The sequence below is a fragment of the Micromonospora trifolii genome (assembly GCF_022229005.1).
GTDB classification, from domain to species: domain Bacteria; phylum Actinomycetota; class Actinomycetes; order Mycobacteriales; family Micromonosporaceae; genus Micromonospora; species Micromonospora trifolii.
In genome coordinates this window covers 21,361-38,849 of the sequence record NZ_JAKKFD010000009.1, presented here as the reverse complement: position 1 = coordinate 38,849, position 17,489 = coordinate 21,361, and the positions used below count along the sequence as shown (strand labels likewise).

General features: G+C 72.3%; 18 protein-coding genes. 7 read left to right on the top strand and 11 right to left on the bottom strand.

Going from position 1 to position 17,489, the window contains the following annotated elements:
- Positions 1-68: 68 nt before the first annotated feature.
- The 3 genes from NIE79_RS06385 to NIE79_RS06375 are packed head-to-tail and all read right to left on the bottom strand — an operon-like array spanning position 69 to position 2,518.
- Complete coding sequence (locus NIE79_RS06385; RefSeq protein WP_238677663.1) at positions 69-926, bottom strand: ABC transporter permease; 858 nt, start codon at positions 924-926, stop codon at positions 69-71.
- On the bottom strand, positions 923-1,936 hold the full coding sequence (locus NIE79_RS06380) for an ATP-binding cassette domain-containing protein (protein ID WP_238677662.1): 1,014 nt from the start codon (positions 1,934-1,936) through the stop codon (positions 923-925). Before NIE79_RS06380 ends, NIE79_RS06385 begins: the two co-directional genes overlap by 4 nt.
- Before the next feature lie 27 nt (positions 1,937-1,963).
- A complete protein-coding gene (locus NIE79_RS06375) occupies positions 1,964-2,518 on the bottom strand; it encodes an NADPH-dependent FMN reductase (protein WP_238677661.1) in 555 nt (184 codons plus the stop codon).
- Positions 2,519-2,650: 132 nt separating this feature from the next.
- Here NIE79_RS06375 and NIE79_RS06370 point away from each other — a divergent pair, with 132 nt between their 5' ends.
- Positions 2,651-3,166, top strand: coding sequence for a GNAT family N-acetyltransferase (locus NIE79_RS06370; protein ID WP_238677660.1), 516 nt, complete (start codon positions 2,651-2,653; stop codon positions 3,164-3,166).
- Positions 3,167-3,191: 25 nt separating this feature from the next.
- Here the strand turns inward: NIE79_RS06370 and NIE79_RS06365 are convergent, their stop codons facing one another.
- Both NIE79_RS06365 and NIE79_RS06360 read right to left on the bottom strand, forming a co-directional pair.
- On the bottom strand, positions 3,192-4,178 hold the full coding sequence (locus NIE79_RS06365) for an aldo/keto reductase (RefSeq protein WP_238677659.1): 987 nt from the start codon (positions 4,176-4,178) through the stop codon (positions 3,192-3,194).
- A gap of 81 nt (positions 4,179-4,259) precedes the next feature.
- A complete protein-coding gene (locus NIE79_RS06360; protein WP_238677658.1) occupies positions 4,260-5,012 on the bottom strand; it encodes an SDR family oxidoreductase in 753 nt (250 codons plus the stop codon).
- Between the two features lie 102 nt (positions 5,013-5,114).
- Here NIE79_RS06360 and NIE79_RS06355 point away from each other — a divergent pair, with 102 nt between their 5' ends.
- A complete protein-coding gene (locus NIE79_RS06355; protein WP_238677657.1) occupies positions 5,115-5,957 on the top strand; it encodes a helix-turn-helix transcriptional regulator in 843 nt (280 codons plus the stop codon).
- Between the two features lie 67 nt (positions 5,958-6,024).
- Here NIE79_RS06355 and NIE79_RS06350 read toward each other — a convergent pair whose 3' ends face one another.
- Both NIE79_RS06350 and NIE79_RS06345 read right to left on the bottom strand, forming a co-directional pair.
- The gene (locus tag NIE79_RS06350; protein WP_238677656.1) at positions 6,025-6,876 is read right to left on the bottom strand and encodes an aldo/keto reductase; all 852 of its coding nucleotides are present in this window, start codon (positions 6,874-6,876) and stop codon (positions 6,025-6,027) included.
- Between the two features lie 97 nt (positions 6,877-6,973).
- Positions 6,974-7,939, bottom strand: a complete 966-nt coding sequence (locus NIE79_RS06345; RefSeq protein ID WP_238677655.1) for a LysR family transcriptional regulator — start codon at positions 7,937-7,939, stop codon at positions 6,974-6,976.
- 52 nt (positions 7,940-7,991) lie between these two features.
- Between NIE79_RS06345 and NIE79_RS06340 the strand changes: the two genes are divergently transcribed.
- Positions 7,992-8,918, top strand: coding sequence for a serine hydrolase (locus NIE79_RS06340; RefSeq protein ID WP_238677654.1), 927 nt, complete (start codon positions 7,992-7,994; stop codon positions 8,916-8,918).
- A gap of 154 nt (positions 8,919-9,072) precedes the next feature.
- Positions 9,073-10,050 carry an MBL fold metallo-hydrolase gene (locus NIE79_RS06335; RefSeq protein ID WP_238677653.1) on the top strand — a complete coding sequence of 326 codons (978 nt, stop codon included), beginning with the start codon at positions 9,073-9,075 and terminating at the stop codon, positions 10,048-10,050.
- Between the two features lie 44 nt (positions 10,051-10,094).
- Here NIE79_RS06335 and NIE79_RS06330 read toward each other — a convergent pair whose 3' ends face one another.
- Genes NIE79_RS06330 through NIE79_RS06320 form a run of 3 tightly spaced genes read right to left on the bottom strand, consistent with a single transcriptional unit; the run spans position 10,095 to position 12,485 of the window.
- Positions 10,095-10,634 (bottom strand): DUF1697 domain-containing protein, encoded by a 540-nt coding sequence (locus NIE79_RS06330; protein ID WP_238677652.1) that lies wholly within the window; start codon positions 10,632-10,634, stop codon positions 10,095-10,097.
- Positions 10,635-10,662: 28 nt separating this feature from the next.
- Positions 10,663-11,331, bottom strand: a complete 669-nt coding sequence (locus NIE79_RS06325) for a response regulator (protein WP_124820667.1) — start codon at positions 11,329-11,331, stop codon at positions 10,663-10,665.
- Positions 11,328-12,485, bottom strand: a complete 1,158-nt coding sequence (locus tag NIE79_RS06320) for a sensor histidine kinase (protein WP_238677651.1) — start codon at positions 12,483-12,485, stop codon at positions 11,328-11,330. The genes NIE79_RS06325 and NIE79_RS06320 overlap by 4 nt, the downstream gene beginning before the upstream one ends.
- A 169-nt stretch (positions 12,486-12,654) precedes the next feature.
- Here NIE79_RS06320 and NIE79_RS06315 point away from each other — a divergent pair, with 169 nt between their 5' ends.
- The 3 genes from NIE79_RS06315 to NIE79_RS06305 are packed head-to-tail and all read left to right on the top strand — an operon-like array spanning position 12,655 to position 16,899.
- A complete protein-coding gene (locus NIE79_RS06315; RefSeq protein ID WP_238677650.1) occupies positions 12,655-13,404 on the top strand; it encodes an ABC transporter ATP-binding protein in 750 nt (249 codons plus the stop codon).
- Positions 13,398-15,821 carry an ABC transporter permease gene (locus tag NIE79_RS06310; RefSeq protein ID WP_238677649.1) on the top strand — a complete coding sequence of 808 codons (2,424 nt, stop codon included), beginning with the start codon at positions 13,398-13,400 and terminating at the stop codon, positions 15,819-15,821. The genes NIE79_RS06315 and NIE79_RS06310 overlap by 7 nt, the downstream gene beginning before the upstream one ends.
- A gap of 43 nt (positions 15,822-15,864) precedes the next feature.
- Positions 15,865-16,899, top strand: coding sequence for a hypothetical protein (locus tag NIE79_RS06305; RefSeq protein ID WP_238677648.1), 1,035 nt, complete (start codon positions 15,865-15,867; stop codon positions 16,897-16,899).
- A 1-nt stretch (position 16,900) separates the two neighbouring features.
- On the opposite strand, the gene NIE79_RS06300 is transcribed toward NIE79_RS06305, so the two are convergent.
- Positions 16,901-17,464, bottom strand: coding sequence for an SOUL family heme-binding protein (locus NIE79_RS06300; protein WP_238677647.1), 564 nt, complete (start codon positions 17,462-17,464; stop codon positions 16,901-16,903).
- Positions 17,465-17,489 lie beyond the last annotated feature (25 nt).

Below are 17,489 nucleotides of genomic sequence, written 5' to 3'. Positions count from 1 at the left end.
GAGGTGGATTCGCCACCCTTGTCGGGACAGTAAGTGCAAGATCGCGGGAGCGGGGGGCCGAGGCAGGGTCAGCGGCGGTTGTACTTGTACATGGTCAGGGTGCCGAAGACCAGGACGAAGCCGGCGCTCCACAGCAGCAGCCACATCGTGGCCGACGGGTCCGAGTCACCGCTCATCGCTCCGCGGATCGCGGCCACCAGCTGCGTCACCGGGTTGACCTTCACGAACGCCTGGAGCCAGCCGGGCATGGTGCTCGGCTCGACGAAGACGTTGCTCAGGAACGTCAGCGGGAACAGCACCATCATGCTGACCCCCATCACCGACTTCTCGCTGCGCAGGATCAGCCCGAAGAACGTCCACACCCAGGAGAACGCGAACGAGAAGACGACCAGCAGCCCGATCCCGACGGCAACCCCGACCACCCCGCCTTCGGGGCGGAACCCGAGCACCAGCCCGAGACCCAGGATCACCACGGCGGCGAGGATGTAGCGCAGCACGTCGCCGAAGATCATGCCGACCAGGGCGGCCGGACGCCAGACGGGCAGCGTCCGGAACCGGTCGAAGATGCCCTTCTCGATGTCGGTGTTGAGGCCGACGCCGGTGTACATCGTGATCATGACGACGCTTGTCACCATGATGCCGGGCAGGAAGAACTGCAGGTAGTCGCGCGGGCTGCCGGCGAGGGCGCCACCGAACAGGTACGTGAACATCAGCACCATGATGATCGGGAACGCGGTCACGTCGAAGAGCTGCTCCGGCACGTGCTTGATCTTCAGCATGGCCCGCCAGCCGAAGGTGAGCGACGCGGCCAGCGCGCTCGGCCGGGGCGGTCGGGAACCGGGCGCGAGCACTGTCGCCAGCGCCTCGGCGGACGGAACGTAGACGGTCGGCGCCCGTTCGGTGGTGGTGGTCGTGGTGTCGCTCATCGGGCTGCCTCCAGCTCGTCGTCGTGGGCATCGGCCGGCACGGCGGGGTGGTCGGTCAGGGCCAGGAAGACCTCGTCCAGGCTCGGCTGACCGAGGGAGAAGTTGTCGACGACGATGCCGGCGCGGGCCAGGTCGCTGAGCACGCGAGCGGCCTGGGCGCTGGCGTCGAGGTCGGTGCCGGCCTCACCGACGCGGGCGGTCAACGCCACCGGGTCGGCGGCGAGCTGCACCGGCACGTCGAGCGCCTCCCGGAGCACCCGCTCCGCCTCGGGGCGCTGAGCGGGGTCCCGAAGTCGCAGGTGGACGGTGCCGGAGCCGATCGACGACTTCAACTCACCAGGGGTGCCCTCCGCGATCACCCGCCCGTGGTCGACGACAGCGATCCGCCCGGCCAGCTGGTCGGCCTCGTCGAGGTACTGGGTGGTCAGCAGCACCGTCGTGCCGTGCGACACCACCGCCCGGACGATCTCCCACACCTGGTTGCGGCTGCGCGGGTCGAGGCCGGTCGTCGGCTCGTCGAGGAAGAGCAGATCCGGGGTGTTCAGGATGCTGGCGGCGATGTCGATGCGTCGCCGCATCCCGCCCGAGTACTTCTTGACCTGGCGGTCACTCGCCTCGGTCAGCCCGAACGCGGCGAGCAGGGCCGCTGCGCGCTCCCGGGCGGCCGGCTTGCGCAGGCCCAGCAGGCGGGCCAGGAGCACCAGGTTCTCCGTACCGGTCAGGTCCTCGTCGACCGAGGCGTACTGGCCGGTGAGGCTGACCCGGGAGCGGACCTTGTCGGCCTCGGTGACCACGTCGTGGCCGAAGACCCGGGCCGAGCCGCCGTCGGGTCGCAGCAACGTGGCGAGCACCCGGACCGCTGTGGTCTTGCCCGCGCCGTTGGGGCCGAGCAGACCGTAGACGGTGCCGGCGGGCACCTGGAGGTCGATGCCGGCCAGCGCCCGGGTGTCACCGAATGAGCGGGTGAGCCCCTCGGCCTCGATGGCCAGACCGGTGGTGCGTCTACTCATGATCCTTACCTTTCGTGTTGGACGTGTTCAGGAGACGTAGGGCCGAGCCGCCCGGCCATCGCGCAGTGCCAGACCCCACCAGCGCAGCTGGTCGAGCAGGACGTCGACGTCGCGTTGCAGTTCGTCGGTGCACTGGGCGGTCGGCTCGCCGGCGAGCAGGTCGATCCCGACGACGTCGCGCACCGTCATCGCGTGCAGTGCGGTGAAGACGGTACGTAGTTGGTCGACCGCGTGCAGGCCGGTGGACCGGCAGCCGTACGACACGAAGCCGACCGCTTTGGCCTGCCACTCGTCGTACGCGTAGTCGATGGCTTGTTTCAGGGATGCCGGGAAGCTGTGGTTGTACTCGGGGGTGACCACGACGAACGCGTCCGCCCGGCCCACCTCGCGGACGAACGCCCGGATGGACGGTGTCGGCTCGGCGGGGTAGGTGGCCGGGAAGTCGTACTCGGTCAGGTCAACGACAGTCACCGCCAGGTCGTCGTGCCGCTCGGCCTGCTCGACGAACCAGTGGGCGAGCCGGTCGCCGACCCGCCCCTCCCGGGTGCTGCCGACGATCACGGCGATCCGCAACTGCGTCATGGCCACCCCCCTTCCACACTGAGAAGGCGCGAGGTGACGACACGCGCCCGCTAGATCCGATCTAGCGGGGGCGGTTCGGGGCGAAATGTCGGTGGGATCGGCTTGACTGGGGTCGACGAATGGGGGAGCGGGATGGCACAGGTACGCATCGAGCCGTGGCACGAGGACGACCTCGACCTGCTGCGGCAGCTCAACTCACCGGACACCCGCAAGCACACCGGCGGCCCGGAGACCGACGAGCAGGTGCTCGCCCGGCACGACCGGTATGTGCACTTCTCGGGCACCGAGCAGGGCTGCATGTTCACGCTGGTCCTGCCGGACGGGGCACGGGCGGGCAGCGTCGGCTACTGGGCCCGCGAGTGGCGTGAGCGGCCGGTGTACGAGATGGGCTGGGCGGTGCTGCCCGCGTACCGGGGGCAGGGGCTGGCCACGGCGGCGGTGCGCGCGGTGGTGGACGTCGCTCGCGCCCGACGGGACCGGCACTACGCCCACGCCTACCCCTCGGTCGACAACCCCGCCTCGAACGCCGTGTGCCGCAAGGCCGGCTTCACGCTGCTCGGCGAGACCGGCTTCGAATACCCGCCGGGGCAGATGATGCGGGCCAACGACTGGCAGCTCGACCTGACCGCCCCACCGACCGCGAGCTGAGGTCGGCGGGGCGGCCGGTGTCGGGTCACCAGGTGGTGTCGAGGCGGTGCCGTTGCTCGGCGGTCAGCTCCAGGTCGACAGCCGCCAGGCTCTCCTCCAGTTGCGCCACCGACGAGGCGCCCACCAGCGGAATGGACGGCAGCTCGCCGCCCAGCAACCAGGCGAGCACCACCTGGTTGACGGTCGCGCCGCTCTGCCCGGCCACCTCCCGCAGCGCGGCCAGTCGCCGGGGCGCGCTCGGCAGGTCGTACGCCGAGCTGAGCGGTTTGTCCGCCCGGGTGAGCGCACCCTTGAGCAGCGGCGAGTACGCCACCAGGGTCAGCTCGGGCTCGGCCCGCAGATAGCTGAGCAGGTCACCGCTGACGCCGCCCGGCTCGCCGTCCGGGTCCAGGTCGCTGACCAGGTCGGTGCGGTTCGGCAGGTAACTGCGGTGGTACTGGAGCACCTCGTACCCCGGCAGGCCGGCGGCGGCGGCCAACGAGCGGGCGCGCTCCACCCGCCAGGCCCGGTGGTTGCTGGCGCCCAACAGACCCACAGTGCCCTCGGCGACCAGCTCGGCGAAGCCCTCCACGGTCTCCTGGAGCGGCACGGTCCGGTCCTCGATGTGCGCGTAGAGCAGGTCCAGCCGCTCCACCCCGAGCCGTTCCCGGCTGCGCTCCGCCGACTCGCGGATCACCTTGGCGGAGAGGCCCTCGGCGTTGTCGAGGTAGCTGGTGCCCGGGGCCAGCGGTCGGGCGCCCAGCTTGGTGGCGATGACGATCTCGGCGCCGACGCCCCGGCTGCGCCGCCACCGGCCGAGCAGTTCCTCACTCTGCCCGCCCTGCCCGCCGTCCACCCAGAAGGCGTAGTTGTCCGACGTGTCGATGAACGTGCCGCCGGCCTCGACGTACCGGTCGAGGATCGCGTACGAGGTGGCCTCGTCGGTGGCGCTGCCGAAGAGCATCGCGCCGAGGCTGAGCACGCTGACCTCGCGCCGGGTCGCCGGGTCGGCGCCGATCGTGCGGTACCGCATGGGGGTCTCCTCTCGTGCGCCCTACCGGTGGGCGCACGAGTCACACTGCCGGCTGGAGCGCGCTCCAGGTCAAGCGCTCAGTCACCAGGGCAGCACGCCGTACCCGCCGCCGGCGTCCATCTGGAAGCCCCAGAGCAGCCCGTTCGACCCGTCGGCCGGCAGCGTCGCCAGGTGCACGCTCACCTCGGCGCCCTGTTCGGCGGTGCGGAAGCCGCTGTTGCTGTTGAGGTCGGTGGCGCAATAGCCCGGGTTCGCCGCGTTCACCTTGATCGGGGTGTCCCGCAGCTCCTTGGCGTACATCGCGGTGAGCATGTTCAGCGCCGCCTTCGACGACGGGTACGGCACGGAGGTCAGCTCGAACAGCGCGCCGTTCGGGTCGGTCATCACCGCGATCGATCCGACCTCGCTCGACACGTTGACGATCCGGGCGGCCGGTGCCCGGCGCAGCAGCGGCAGCAGAGCATTGGTCACCTCCACCACCCCGAAGACGTTCGTCTCGTACAGCCGGCGCAGCGTCGCCACTGTCGTCTCGCTGGGCAGCCCTCGCGCGCCGTCGGCGAGGATGATGCCGGCGTTGTTGACCAGCACGTCCAGGTGGCCGTACTCCGCCTCCACCCGCTTCGTGGCGGCCGTCACCGACTCGGCGTCGGTGATGTCGAGTGGCACGAACACCGCGTCCGCGCCGCCGTCGCGTAGCTCCCGCTCCGCTGCCCGGCCCCGCTCGGCGTCCCGCGCGCCCACCAGCACTGTCATCCCGAGGGCGCCGAGCTGCCGGGCGGTGGCGAAGCCGATCCCCTTGTTGGCCCCGGTGATCAGGGCGGTCATGTTCGTCATGACGTCGAGCCTCGCCGGGCTGGCCGCGTTCGGGGAGAGACGGGCGGAGGCTGGGACCGGCGGTACCACCTTCGCCGGCCCGCATCGAGGCATGCTGGGGGCATGACGAGCAGCGGGCTGCGGCGTGACGAACTGGCGGCGTTTCTGCGTACCCGCCGCGCCCGGTTGCGGCCCGCCGAGGTCGGGCTCCCCGAGGGTGAACGCCGACGCACCCCCGGGCTGCGCCGACAGGAGGTCGCCCAGCTCGCCGGCATGTCGATCGACTACTACATCCGGCTGGAGCAGGGCCGAGGACCGCACCCGTCGCGGCAGGTGCTCGCCGCGATGGCCCGGGCGCTGCTGCTCAGTCGGGACGAGCGCGAGTATCTGTTCCGGGTCGCCGGGGAGAATCCGCTGCCGGCCGGCGGGCCGAGCCGGGAGGTGACCCCCGGGCTGAGGCACCTGATCGACGCGATGACTGAGACTCCGGCGTACCTCGTCGACGCCGCGTACCAGGTGTTGGCCTGGAACCGGCTTGCCACGTACTTCGTGGGGGATCTCGCGGCCGTGCCCGACGCGGACCGCAACATGATCCGGTGGACGTTCCGGCAGCCGGTGACCGAGGCCCACTGGACCGACGCCGACGCCCGCCGGTTCGTGCACAGCACGGTGGCGGACCTGCGCGCCGCCTACGGTCGCTATCCGGACGACCCGGCGATCCGTGAGCTGGTCACCGAACTGCTCGGCACCTCGCCCCGGTTCGCCGGGCTCTGGGCCGAACATGAGGTGGAGGCACGCCGGCCCGTGGTCAAGCGGGTGCCACACCCCGACCTGGGGCCGTTGGAGTTCGAGTGCCGCGTGCTGCTGGTGCCGGAGACCGAGCAGCGGATGATCGTCTACGTCCCCGAGCCGGGATCGGCGACCCACGCGGTGTTCCGCCGGATCGCCGAGCGCGTCGGCTCGTGAACCCAAGGGCGAGCGTGATGCCGCTCAGTCATCAAGATGACTGAGCGGCATCACCATCATTCGAGCGTCAGTTGGGCAGGTAGGCGAAGGTGTCCGGGTTCGGGCCCTGCCGACCGGCCTCGCCCTTGTTCAGCGCGGTGATCCGCTCCATCGCCGCGTCGTCCAACTCGAAGTCGAAGATCCGGGTGTTCTCCTCGATCCGCTTCGGGGTGGTCGACTTCGGGAAGATGATGTCGCCGCGCTGCACGTGCCAGCGGAGCACCACCTGCGCCGGGGTCCGGTCGAGCTGCCCGGCGATGTCGACCACCGTCGGGTCGTCGAGCACCTTGCCCTGCGCGATCGGCGACCACGCCTCGGTGAGGATGTTGTGCTCACGGCCGTAGGCGCGGACCTCGTCGTTGCCGAAGTACGGGTGCGCCTCGATCTGGTTGACCACCGGCACGACGCTCGCCTCGGCGGCCAGCCGCTCCAGGTGCGACACCTGGAAGTTCGACACGCCGATCGAGCGGGCCCGGCCGTCGCGCTGGAACTCCTCCAGCACCTTCCAGGTCGAGACGTAGTCGCCGTCGTACAGGGTCGGCAGCGGCCAGTGGATCAGGAACAGGTCGATGTAGTCCATCTTCAGCGCCGCCAGCGTCGAGTCGAACGCCCTGCGGGCGTCGTCGGGGCGGTGGAAGCCGTTGTTCAGCTTGCTGGTCACGTAGACCGAACTCCGGTCGAGGCCGGACACGCGTACCGCCTCGCCGACCTCGGCCTCGTTGCCGTACATCTCAGCGGTGTCGATGTGCCGGTAGCCCACCTCAAAGGCGGTGGTCACCGCCGCGACGGTGTCCTTCGGCTCGATCTGGAACACCCCGAAGCCAAGCTGCGGAATGGTGTTGCCGTCGTTCAGGCTGATGTCGGGAATCGTGAGTGCCACTGCGGCTCCTTCGCGTCTTCGTTACCTGTCATCCATACCCGGGTCTGTGGACGATCCACCGCCCAACCGAGGGTGACGAACGCAACGGCGCATCGGTTCACCCGGTCGTGTCGAACAGCACCGGCCACGGCCGTGCCGCCGGCACCGACGTCGCGGGTGGCTCGGGCGCGGTGGGCTCGGCGTCGGCCAGCACCTCAGCGGCGAGTTGGCCGAACATCGCCGCCGCCGGGTGCGCCGAGCGGTCCGGCCAGGCCGCCGAGGTGCGCTTGGCCAGCGGCGCGTCGCCGATCGGCCGCCAGGCCATCCGGGGTTCACGGCGGGCCACCGCCGCCGGTTCCACTGCCACCCCGCCTCCGGCCAGCACCAGCCCGAAGAGGAACTCCGGGTTGCGGGCCGGACGCACCCGGGCCGGACGCCAACCGTGCTGCCGGCACACCGCCAGCAGGTGGTCGTGCCAGCCGGGGGCGGTGGCGCGCGGCGCGGCCACCAGATCCAGACCGGCCAGCGACGCGAGCGTCACCTCGCGGCCGCGGGCCAGCGGCGAGGTGCGCGGCAGCAGCACCCCCAGGGGTACGTCGACCGGGGCGCCGAAGCGCAGCCCGTCCGCCGCCACCGGGTGATGCACGAGCCCCACGTCGAGGGTCCGCTCGGTGAGCATCCGCACCTGCTCGGCAGTGGTCAGCTCGTGCAGCTCCACGTCCAGGCCGGGCGCCCGGGTGGTGAGCGCGTCCAGCAGCGAACGCAGCGTCACGGCGGGCGTCTCCGGTGGCACCCCGGCCCGGAGTACGCCCAGCTCACCGGCGCGGATCTGCCTCATCAGGCTGCGGAGTCGACCCTCGCCGGCGAGCAACTCCTCCGCCTCGCCGAGCAGTAGCTCACCGGCGGTGGTGAGGCGTACCTGGCGGCGGGACCTGTCGAACAGCTCGACAGTCAGCTCCCGTTCCAGCCGCTGGATCGACTGGCTCAGCGGCGGCTGGGCCATCCCGAGCAACTCCGCGGCCCGGCCGAAGTGCAGTTCGTGTGCGACCACCACGAAGTGCCGCAGGTGCCGGAGCAGATCCACGGCCGGGACCCTACGCCAGCGCGGCCACTGCGGTGCTGGATACCGTGCTGACGTGGACGTGGAGGAACGCATCAGGGCCATCTTCGCCGCCGTCGGGGTGACGGCCAGCCTGCACGTCGCGGACCTGGACGCCGTCGACCTGGACGCCGTCGAGGGCGGCGGACCGGTCGGCGGCGGTCTTCGTGAGGTCGGGGTGCGGGCCGACGAGCAGGTGGTGATCGCCTCGATCTTCAAGATCCTGTTGGTGCTGGAGTTCGCCCGGCAGGTCGAGGCCGGTCAGTTGGACCCGACCGAGCGGGTGGTGGTCACCGCCGGCGACCGGCTCGGCGGGTGGGGTCTGGCCGGGTGCGCCGACGACGCCGAGGTGTCGTTACGCGACCTCGCGTACTTCGCCATGTCGGTCACCGACAACACGGCCGCCGACCTGCTGCTGCGCCGGGTCGGCCCGGACCTGTTGCCGATGCTCGCCGTCGAGCTGGGGCTGACCCGTACCCAGATCCTCGGTGGTCCACGGGAACTGGTCGAGATGATGCTCGCCGACGTGGGCGCCCGGACCGAGGCGGAGTTCGCCCGGATCTTCCCCACGCTGCCGGCGGACCGGGTCCGGGCCATGCGGGTCTTCGACCCCGCGCACACCACGTCCAGCACCGCCCGGGAGATCACCCGGCTGCTCACATTGATCTGGCGGGACGAGGCCGGGCCGGCGGCGGCCTGCGCGATGGTCCGCACCTGGATGGCCCGGCAGATCTTCTGGACCCGGCTGGCCGCCGGGTTCCCGCCCGGCGTCCGGGTCTCCGGAAAGACCGGCACCCTGCCCGGGTTCCACCTGGAGGCCGGTGTCGCCGAGTACCCCGACGGCGGCCGGTACGCGATCGCCGTCTTCGCCCGCGCCGAACAGTTGACCCCGCGTCGCATCGACGTGGACCTGGCGATGGGGGAGGCCGCCCGGACGGCCGTCGAGGCGCTGCGCGGCGACTGATTTCGCACCCCTCCGGGAGTCGCCGCACCCCCGCCGAGCACTACCGATATCCACTTGCGTATCGAAGCCGACGGCCCTTGATCTTGGACCGGGGCCCGGTGCCGCTGGTTGGCTCGTGGTCGACACATCGCCCGACCACGGGGAGTAGATCCGCATGCCCAGTCTCGACCGCCGACGCTTCCTGCGCGACGCCGCCGCCACCACAGCACTGGTCTCCGCCGGTGGCCTCGCCGCCGGCGTCGCCACCCCGGCCCACGCCGCGCCCTCGACCGCCGCGCCCACACCGACCGCTCGCCGCAAGGGCGCTGTCAGCTTCCGCTGGTGGGGTACTGCCGGCTGGCGCGTCGACATCGGTGACCGCACCGTTCTCGTCGACCCGTTCCTCAGCCGGATCGACACCGGGCTGTTCACCGGCGCGTTCAAGACCGACACGGCGTTGACGGTGCGCACCGACGTGATCGACCCGCGCGTCGACCGGGCCATGACGGTGCTGGTCACGCACACCCACTGGGACCACTTCATGGACGTGCCGTACATCGCCAAGCGCACCGGCGCGCGGGTGTTCGGCACGCTGACCGCGTACCACCTGGGGTTGGCCTACGGGTTGCCGTCGACGCAGCTCAGCACCGTGAAGGGTGGGGAGGTGCTGGACTTCGGCGACCACAGCGTCGAGGTCGTCGGCTCGCTGCACAGCCGCAACCCGTCGTACTCGGTGGCCTTCCCCGGGGTGCGGGTGAGCCCGCCGCCGCAGCCGGCCACCATCGCCGACCTGCCGGAAGGCGACACGCTGGGCTACCTGCTGCGGGTCGACAGCGGGCCGTCTGTCTACTTCACCGGGGCCAGCGACGTCGCCGAGCGGAACCTCACCGGCCTCGCGCCCGACGTGGCGATGGTGGCCATGCAGAACGCCACCACCACCGGCGACTACCTGCCCCGGCTGCTGGCCGGCCTCGACTACCCGAAGGTCGTGGTGCCGGTGCACTACGACAACTTCGAGACGGCGTTGCAGAACCCGCCGCCGGTCGCCCCGACCGACCGCACCCGGCTGAACGAGATGATCGCGGCGGTGCGCCGGATCTCGCCGCGCAGCCGGGTGCTGGTGCCCGAGTACGAGACGGCGTACCACTTCTGAGCAGCGTCGGTGGGGGTCGCCGAGCCGTGACCCCCACCCGGTGGTCAGGAGGCGGTCATCTCCGCCAGGGCCCGCACCGACTTCCAGTTGCGGGAGGTGGCCACGACACCGAGCTTCTTCTCCAGGTACGCGTTCGTGAACTTCGACCGCCCGTAACCGCCGTCGACGTAGTGCAGGAACGCCTCCCGGCCGGTCACGGTGAACGACACGTTCTCGCCACCGGGCACGGTCAGCGCGTCGACAGTGGACTTCTTCGGTGCGGTGGCGAGGAATGCCACCAGCAGTCGCGTCGGGTCGTCCTCCCGGTCGGCGTACGGGTTGCCGCCGGCGATCGCCGCCAACTCCCGGCCGCTGCGCACCAGCACCGGCACTGTCAACGCCAGCTCGTCGGTGAGCGCCCGTGCGATCCCGGCGGCCAGCTTCTCCGCGTCGCGCACGGTGCTGCCGAAGGCGACGTTGCCGCTCTGCAGGTACGTCTGGACGCCGTCGTGCCCGAGGTCGGTGACGATCCGGCGCAGGTCGGCCATCGCCAGCCGGGTGGTGCCGACGTTGACCCCGCGCAGCAGGGCGACGTACCGGGTCATGGCTCCTCCTCGAATGTGGCCGACCGGCTCAGCGTAGGCCGCCCGGCCCCACCAGGCCCGTCTCGTACGCGACGATGACCAGTTGCGCCCTGTCGCGTACCGCCAGCTTGGTCAGCAGCCGCCCGACGTGCGTCTTGACGGTGGCCTGGCTGAGGTTGAGGTGCGCGGCCAACTCCGCGTTGGACAGGCCCCGGGCGATCAGCGCGAGCACCTCCCGTTCCCGATCGGTCACCCCGTCGAGCTGCCGGGGCAGCGGCCGGGTCGGCTCCGGTTGCCGGGCGAACTCGTCGATCAGCCGGCGGGTCACCGTCGGCGCGAGCAGCCCCTCCCCGGCGGCGACCACCCGGATCCCGGTCAGCAGGTCCGCCGGTGGGGTGTCCTTGAGCAGGAACCCGCTGGCTCCGGCGCGCAGCGCACCGTAGACGTACTCGTCGAGGTCGAACGTGGTCAGGATGATGACCCGGGTGCCGGCCGTCGCCGGGTCGGCGCAGATCCGCCGGGTCGCCTCGATGCCGTCCATCTCCGGCATCCGGACGTCCATCAGCACCACATCCGGCCGGTGCTGCCCGGTCAGCGCGACAGCCTCCACGCCGGTGCCCGCCTCACCGACTGTGGTGCAGTCCGGGCTGAGATCGACCAGCAGCCGGAAACTGCCACGCAGCAACGCCTGGTCGTCGGCGATCAGCACGCGGATCACGCGGTCACCCGGTAGGGCAGGCTGGCCGTCACCGCGAAGCCACCGTCCGAGCGTGGGCCGGCGCGGAACTCCCCGCCGTGCACCGCCACCCGTTCCCGCATGCCGATCAACCCGTGCCCCTCCCCGCCGAGCAGGACCGGCCGCCGGCCGTCGTCGGTCACCTCCACCCGCACCTCGTCGGGCAGGACGGTCACCGTAGCCCGGCAGGCGGCCGGCGCCGCGTGCTTCACCACGTTCGTCACCGCCTCCTGCACGATCCGGTACACCGCGAGGCCCACCGACTCCGGTACCGCGCCGGCCGGCTCGTCCCGCCGTACGTCGAGCTGCACGTCGACGCCGCCGATCGCCGCCTGCCGGGCGAGGAGAGGCAACTCGTCCAGCCCGGGCGTCGGCGCGTACGGGCTGTCCTCGCGCAGCATGCCGAGCACCCGCCGCACGTCGGTCAGCGCGGTGCGGCCGGTCTCCTCGATGACCCGGAGCGCGGCGCCCGCCTCGCGGGGGTCGGCCTCGGCGACGTGGTTGGCGACTGCCGCCTTCACCACGATCAGGCTCAGCGTGTGCGCGACCACATCGTGCAGCTCACGGGCCACCCGTAACCGCTCCTCGGTGGCGGCCTGACGGACCAACTGGTCGCTCTGCCGGGTGGCGAGGGCGCGTCGCTCCCGGATCAGCCAACCGATCGCCCAGGTCGGCGCGACCATGACGGCGGCGTAGATGACCGCGCCGGTCCGCGACCAGAGGTCGCCCGCCGTCAGCACCAGGCCGACGCTCACGAGCGCCAGACAACCGGCGGCGCAGAGCATCGACCGGCGGGTGGGCGTCACCACGGCCACCGTGTAGAAGGACAGGCCGATGGCGAACGCCGGCGCGGCGGCCGCGAAGTTGGGTATCACACCGGTGACCAGGGCAACTGTGGTGATCGAGCTGATCACGACGGCCACCGCCGTCGGCCACCGTCGCCGGACGGCCAACGGCAACCCGAGGGCCATCCCGACCAGCACCGACACCCAGAGCGGCTCGCGTACGCCGCCGTGCATCGGCGATTCCAGCGCGGCGTACGGGCAGAGCAGCCCACCGACGGCCACCGCCAGCAGGGCGTCCACCCTGTACAGGTCCACCGGCCGCATCCGTCGGGTCAGCAGGAGAGCGGTCACCCGTCGAACGGTAGCGGCCGGCCGGGCTGGCCGCGTCCGCCTGCGGGTGGTCATCCCGCAGGACGACCTGCCGGCGGTTGCGGGCCGCCGAGTCCACCCTGGGGAGGGCCGGAAAGTGCCCGCCCCGGCACGACGCGCCGCACCCCCGGCATTCGGCACCGTAACGGCCATGACCACAGACACGGTGACCCTGACGGGGCTGCGCGCGGTGTACGCCACCGGAACCCGGCGGGTGACGGCACTCGACGGCGTGACCACCGGCTTCGCGAGCGGCACGTTCACGGCGGTGATGGGCCCCTCCGGCTCGGGGAAGTCCACACTGCTGCACTGCGCGGCGGGACTGGACCGCCCGACCGAGGGGACCGTCACGATCGACGGGACCTGCCTCAACGACCTCGGTGAGGACGCGCTGACCCGGCTGCGGCGGGACCGGATCGGGTTCGTGTTTCAGGCGTTCAACCTCGTTTCCACGCTGACCGCCGCGCAGAACGTCGAGTTGCCGTCGCGCCTGGCCCGCCGCCGCCCGCCGGCCGGGGACGTCGCCGCCGCTCTCGACGCCGTCGGCCTCGCCGACCGGGCCGGGCACCGGCCGAGCGAGCTGTCCGGCGGGGAGCAGCAGCGCGTCGCCGTGGCCCGAGCGTTGATCAGTCGCCCGGCGGTGGTCTTCGCCGACGAACCGACCGGGGCGTTGGACAGCGCGTCCTCCCGGCAGGTGCTTCGGCTGCTGCGGGCACTCGTCGACGACCACGGCCAGACCGTGGTGATGGTGACCCACGACCCCGCCGCCGCCGCGTACGCCGACCGGGTCCTCCTGCTGGCCGACGGCCGCGTCGTCGACGATCTGACCGGCCCGATCACTGCCGCCGCCGTCGCCACCCGGATCGCCGAGCGGGAGATCGTCGCGGAGTCGTCGTGCTGAGCGTCCGGCGGTCGGCCAGCGCGTTCGTGGCCGTCGCCCTCGGGGTCACGCTGGTCGCGGCGGCCACCCTGCTGCTCGCTTCCGGCCGCCCGCAGGTGCCGGACCGGCTGGCGCGGGCGGCGGTCGTGGTGCAGAGCCCCGAGTCGGGTGCGTCCGCTGACGAGTTCGTGCCGACCCGGCCCTGGTCCGCGGCCACAGCGGCGGAGTTCGTCGGCAGGCTGGCCGGCCTGCCGGACGTGGTGGCGGCGGTGCCGGACCGCACCTTCTACGCGCAGCCGCTCGTCGATGGTCGGCCCTACGCCGCCGACACCCGGCGGGAGGACGCCCACCAGGGACACGGCTGGTCCAGCGCCCAACTGGGTGGGCTGCGCCTCACGGCTGGCGAGCCACCCCGCCGGCCCGGCGAGGTGGTCGTCGACAGCGCGCTCGGGCTGCCCGCCGGTGCACCGGTCACAGTGCTGACCGCCGCCGGCCCGGAGTCGTACACCGTCACCGGTCTGGTCGACGGGTCCGGCGTCCATGTGGCGGACGATGTTGCCGCCGCGCTCGCGCCCGGCGTGCGGGCCATCGGGCTGGTGCTCGCGCCGGGCGCCGACCCTGAGCGGGTCGCCACGGTGGCCAGTGGAGTCGTCGGCGGTGACGGACAGGTGCTCACCGGTGCCGCCCGTGGTGCGCTGGAGCCACGCGGCGACGCCCGTACCCGGTGGATCGGCATGCAGGTGCTCACCGCGACGGCGGCCCTCGCGGGTTTCGTCACCGTGTTCGTGGTCGCCTCCACCTTCGCGTTCACCATCGCGCAGCGCCGTCGTGAGCTGGGCCTGCTGCGCGCCGTCGGTGCCACCGGACGCCAGATCCGCCGCCTGGTGTACGCCGAGGCGCTCACCGTCGGCGTCTCGGCGGGACTCGTCGGCCTGCTGGTGGGCGCGGCGCTCGCCCCCTTGCTGGGTCGGCTGCTGGTCGATGTCGGCTACGAACCGTCGACCTTCCGGGTCCGCTACGAGCTCTGGCCGATAGCGGTCTCGCTCGCCGCCGGGCCGGTGATCGCGTTGCTGGCAGTCTGGTCGGCGTCCCGCCGAGCGGCGCGGGTCCGCCCGCTGGAGGCGCTACGCGACGCCGCTGTGGAACAGCGACCGATCGGCCGGCTGCGCGTCGTCACCGGTGCGCTGCTCCTCGCGGCGGGAGCCGTGCTCAGTCTGGGCACGGCGACCGCCGAGGAGGCCCGGGTGGGGGCGCAGTACGCGCTCTACGCGGTGATGGCGTTGGTGGCCGGCGCCACGGTGCTCGCCCCGGTGGTGGTCAGGCCGCTGCTGTGGCTGCTGCGTTCCCCGGTGCGTCGGCCCGGTGGCGCGATCGGGATGCTGGTCCGGGGCGGGGCATTGACAGCTACCCGGCGGACCGCCGCCATCGCCGCACCGGTGCTGCTCACTGTTGCGTTCGCGGTGCTGGTGTCCGGGATGGTGCGTACCAGCACCGCCGCGTACGCGGCAGGTCGGGCGGACAACGTGAACGCCGGCTGGATCGTGGTGCCGGACCGGGCGCCCGGCCTGTCCGACCGGGCCGTCGCCGCGACCGGCGGCACCGCCCTGCTACCGACCACCGTCTACGGCACCGACCCCGGAGCGTCGCCGCAGAACCAGCCGATGACCGCGCTCGGCGTGGATCCGGAGGGCTTCGCCGCGGCGAACCGGGTGCTCACCGTCGTCGCCGGCTCGCTGGACGACCTGAAGGGCGATGACACTGTTGTGGTCACCGCCTCGGCGAACCGGCTGCCGTCCGAGCCGTACCCGGTGGTCTTCGCCGACGGGACGTCGGTGTCGTTGCGCGTCGTCGCCGTGGTTGACGACACCTCGATCCCCGGCGACCTGCTCGTGCCCCGGGCCGTGGTGCGGGCGCACGACCCGTCGGCGCTGACGTCCACTGTGTACGTCCGGGACCGCGTCGAGCCGCCGGTCGGCGCGCGGATCCTCGACGTTCCGGGCTGGGCGGCCGAGGCGGACGCCGCCGAGGATCGCCTCGTCTGGCTCTTCACAGTGCTGCTGATCGGGGTGTCCGCCGGCTACGGGGCCATCGCGGTGGCAAATACGCTGTTGCTGGCCGCCGCCGGCCGCGCCGCGGATCTGCGGCTGATCCGGATGGCTGGGGCGACCCGACGGCAGGTCATCTGGCTGGTCACGGCCGAGTCGGCCCTGGTGGTACTGATCGGTGCCGTGCTGGGTGGGGCTGTCGCGTTCGTCGGTCTGCTCAGCATCAGTGCCGGCCTTGCCGAGCAGGTCGGCGCCCCCGTCGACCTGGTGGTGCCGTGGCCGGTGATTGCCGGGGTGGTGGGGCTGTGCCTGCTGCTCGCGGTGCTGGCCAGTGTGCTGCCGACGTGGCGGCTGCTGCGTCACAGTCCCGCCCGCTCACCGGTCGGCGGATGACAGTGCCCCCCCGGGAGGGCGATCGGCCCGCTACCGTCCATGGATGCGATCCGCGCGCCCGGTCGGGCTGCTCCTCTCCGCCGCCGCCGTCGCGCTCTGGGCGTACGGCATGACCACGTGGCAACCGCTGACCGAGCCGCTCGGCCCGTGGTCGGAGCGCCTGCCGGGCAACAACGCCTACTGGGCGCGCGACCTGCGATTCATGGCGATCATGGCGGTGCCGCTCGGGCTGGTGCTGGCCGGGCGCGGGCGGGTGCGGTGGGGCGGCCCGGCGGTGGTGCTGGGTGGCTGCTGGATCGCCGCCGACGTGGCGATCGACAGGGCCGACCCGATCGGCGTCGGCGCGACGGTGCTGCTCGCCGTCACCGGCTGTGGCGTGCTGGGCGTGGTCGCGGCACTGCTGCTCTGGTGGGAGCGCGTCACGCCGCCGGCGCGGGATTCCGACACGCAGTCGACGGGGGAGCGCGGCACGCAGTCGGCGGCCAACCGGCGGGTGCTGACCGGCGCTGCCTGCGTGGCCGGGGTGTTGACGCTGGTGGCGGCCGCTATGGAATCACCGACCGACCGGGAGCCGGAGCTGAACCAGGGCGCCCTGGCCACCGCGGCGTTGCTGGTGGCGCTGGCCGTCGGTGCCGCGCTGGCGGCGGCTCCGGCACGGACCCGGGCTCGGGTCGGGCTGGCTGTCGGTCTCACAGTGGTGGCGTTGCTCGGCGTCGGGCTGGTCCGTGCCACAGCGCCCGGCGCACGACTCCTGCCGGAGGTCGCTCTCGGGGCGGTGCTGCTCACCGGGGTCACAGTGCTCGCCTGGGACTGGCCGGGCGGCCGGCCGATCTGGTGGCACCACGCCCTGGCCGCGCTCATCGCCTTGGTGGGCCCGTTGGTGTTCCTGGTGGCCACGGCCATCCCCATGATGATCATGATGCCGATCGGCGCGACGTTCACCGCGCTCGCCGGCAACAGTCCGATCCACGCCGCCGACTCCGACCTGCTGGTCTCACTGGTCGGGCTGCTCTCCGGGCTCGGAATGGCAGTGCTGCTGGCGCGGCCGAGTGTCGAGGACCGTCGGCGGCTCAGGTAGCTCACTCGACGACCGGCAGCACCACCTCGTTGCGGCGCAGGAACCAGGGCTTCCACGGCGGGTCGAAGCGGGCGTACCGGATGGCGCCGGTCGGTTGCAGCCCGGCCGCGGTCACCGACCGACCGAGCATGGTGGCCCGCTGGCTGAACGCCTGCTCCGTCCACCGTCCGGAGAACCGCATCGCTGCCGCCAGCCGCCCGGGGACCGCGCGGATCCGCACCCGGGCGTCCACCGGCTCGGGCAGGGTGGCGGTGGTGAAGGTGGCCGGCATGACGAACTGGATCAGGTACGCGCCCGGCCACTCACCCTCGATCTGCACCACCGGCACGGTCATGGCGATCTTCTCCGAGCCGCTGGCCGCCGCCATCGCCGGAGCGGCGGAGCCGATCGGGTGCCGGGCCCGATTGGCGCCACCGATGTACGCGGCCAGCGGCCGGAACGCCTCGATCGGCGCCCGGGTGAACGACGCCTGGATCTGCATCTCGGCCACCAGGTGGGCGGGGTACCGACGCAGCTCGAAGCCGGGGTGGCGGGACACCACCCGGTACGGCTGCTGTTCGGTCATCGCGCGGCTCCCAGGGTCTGCTGGG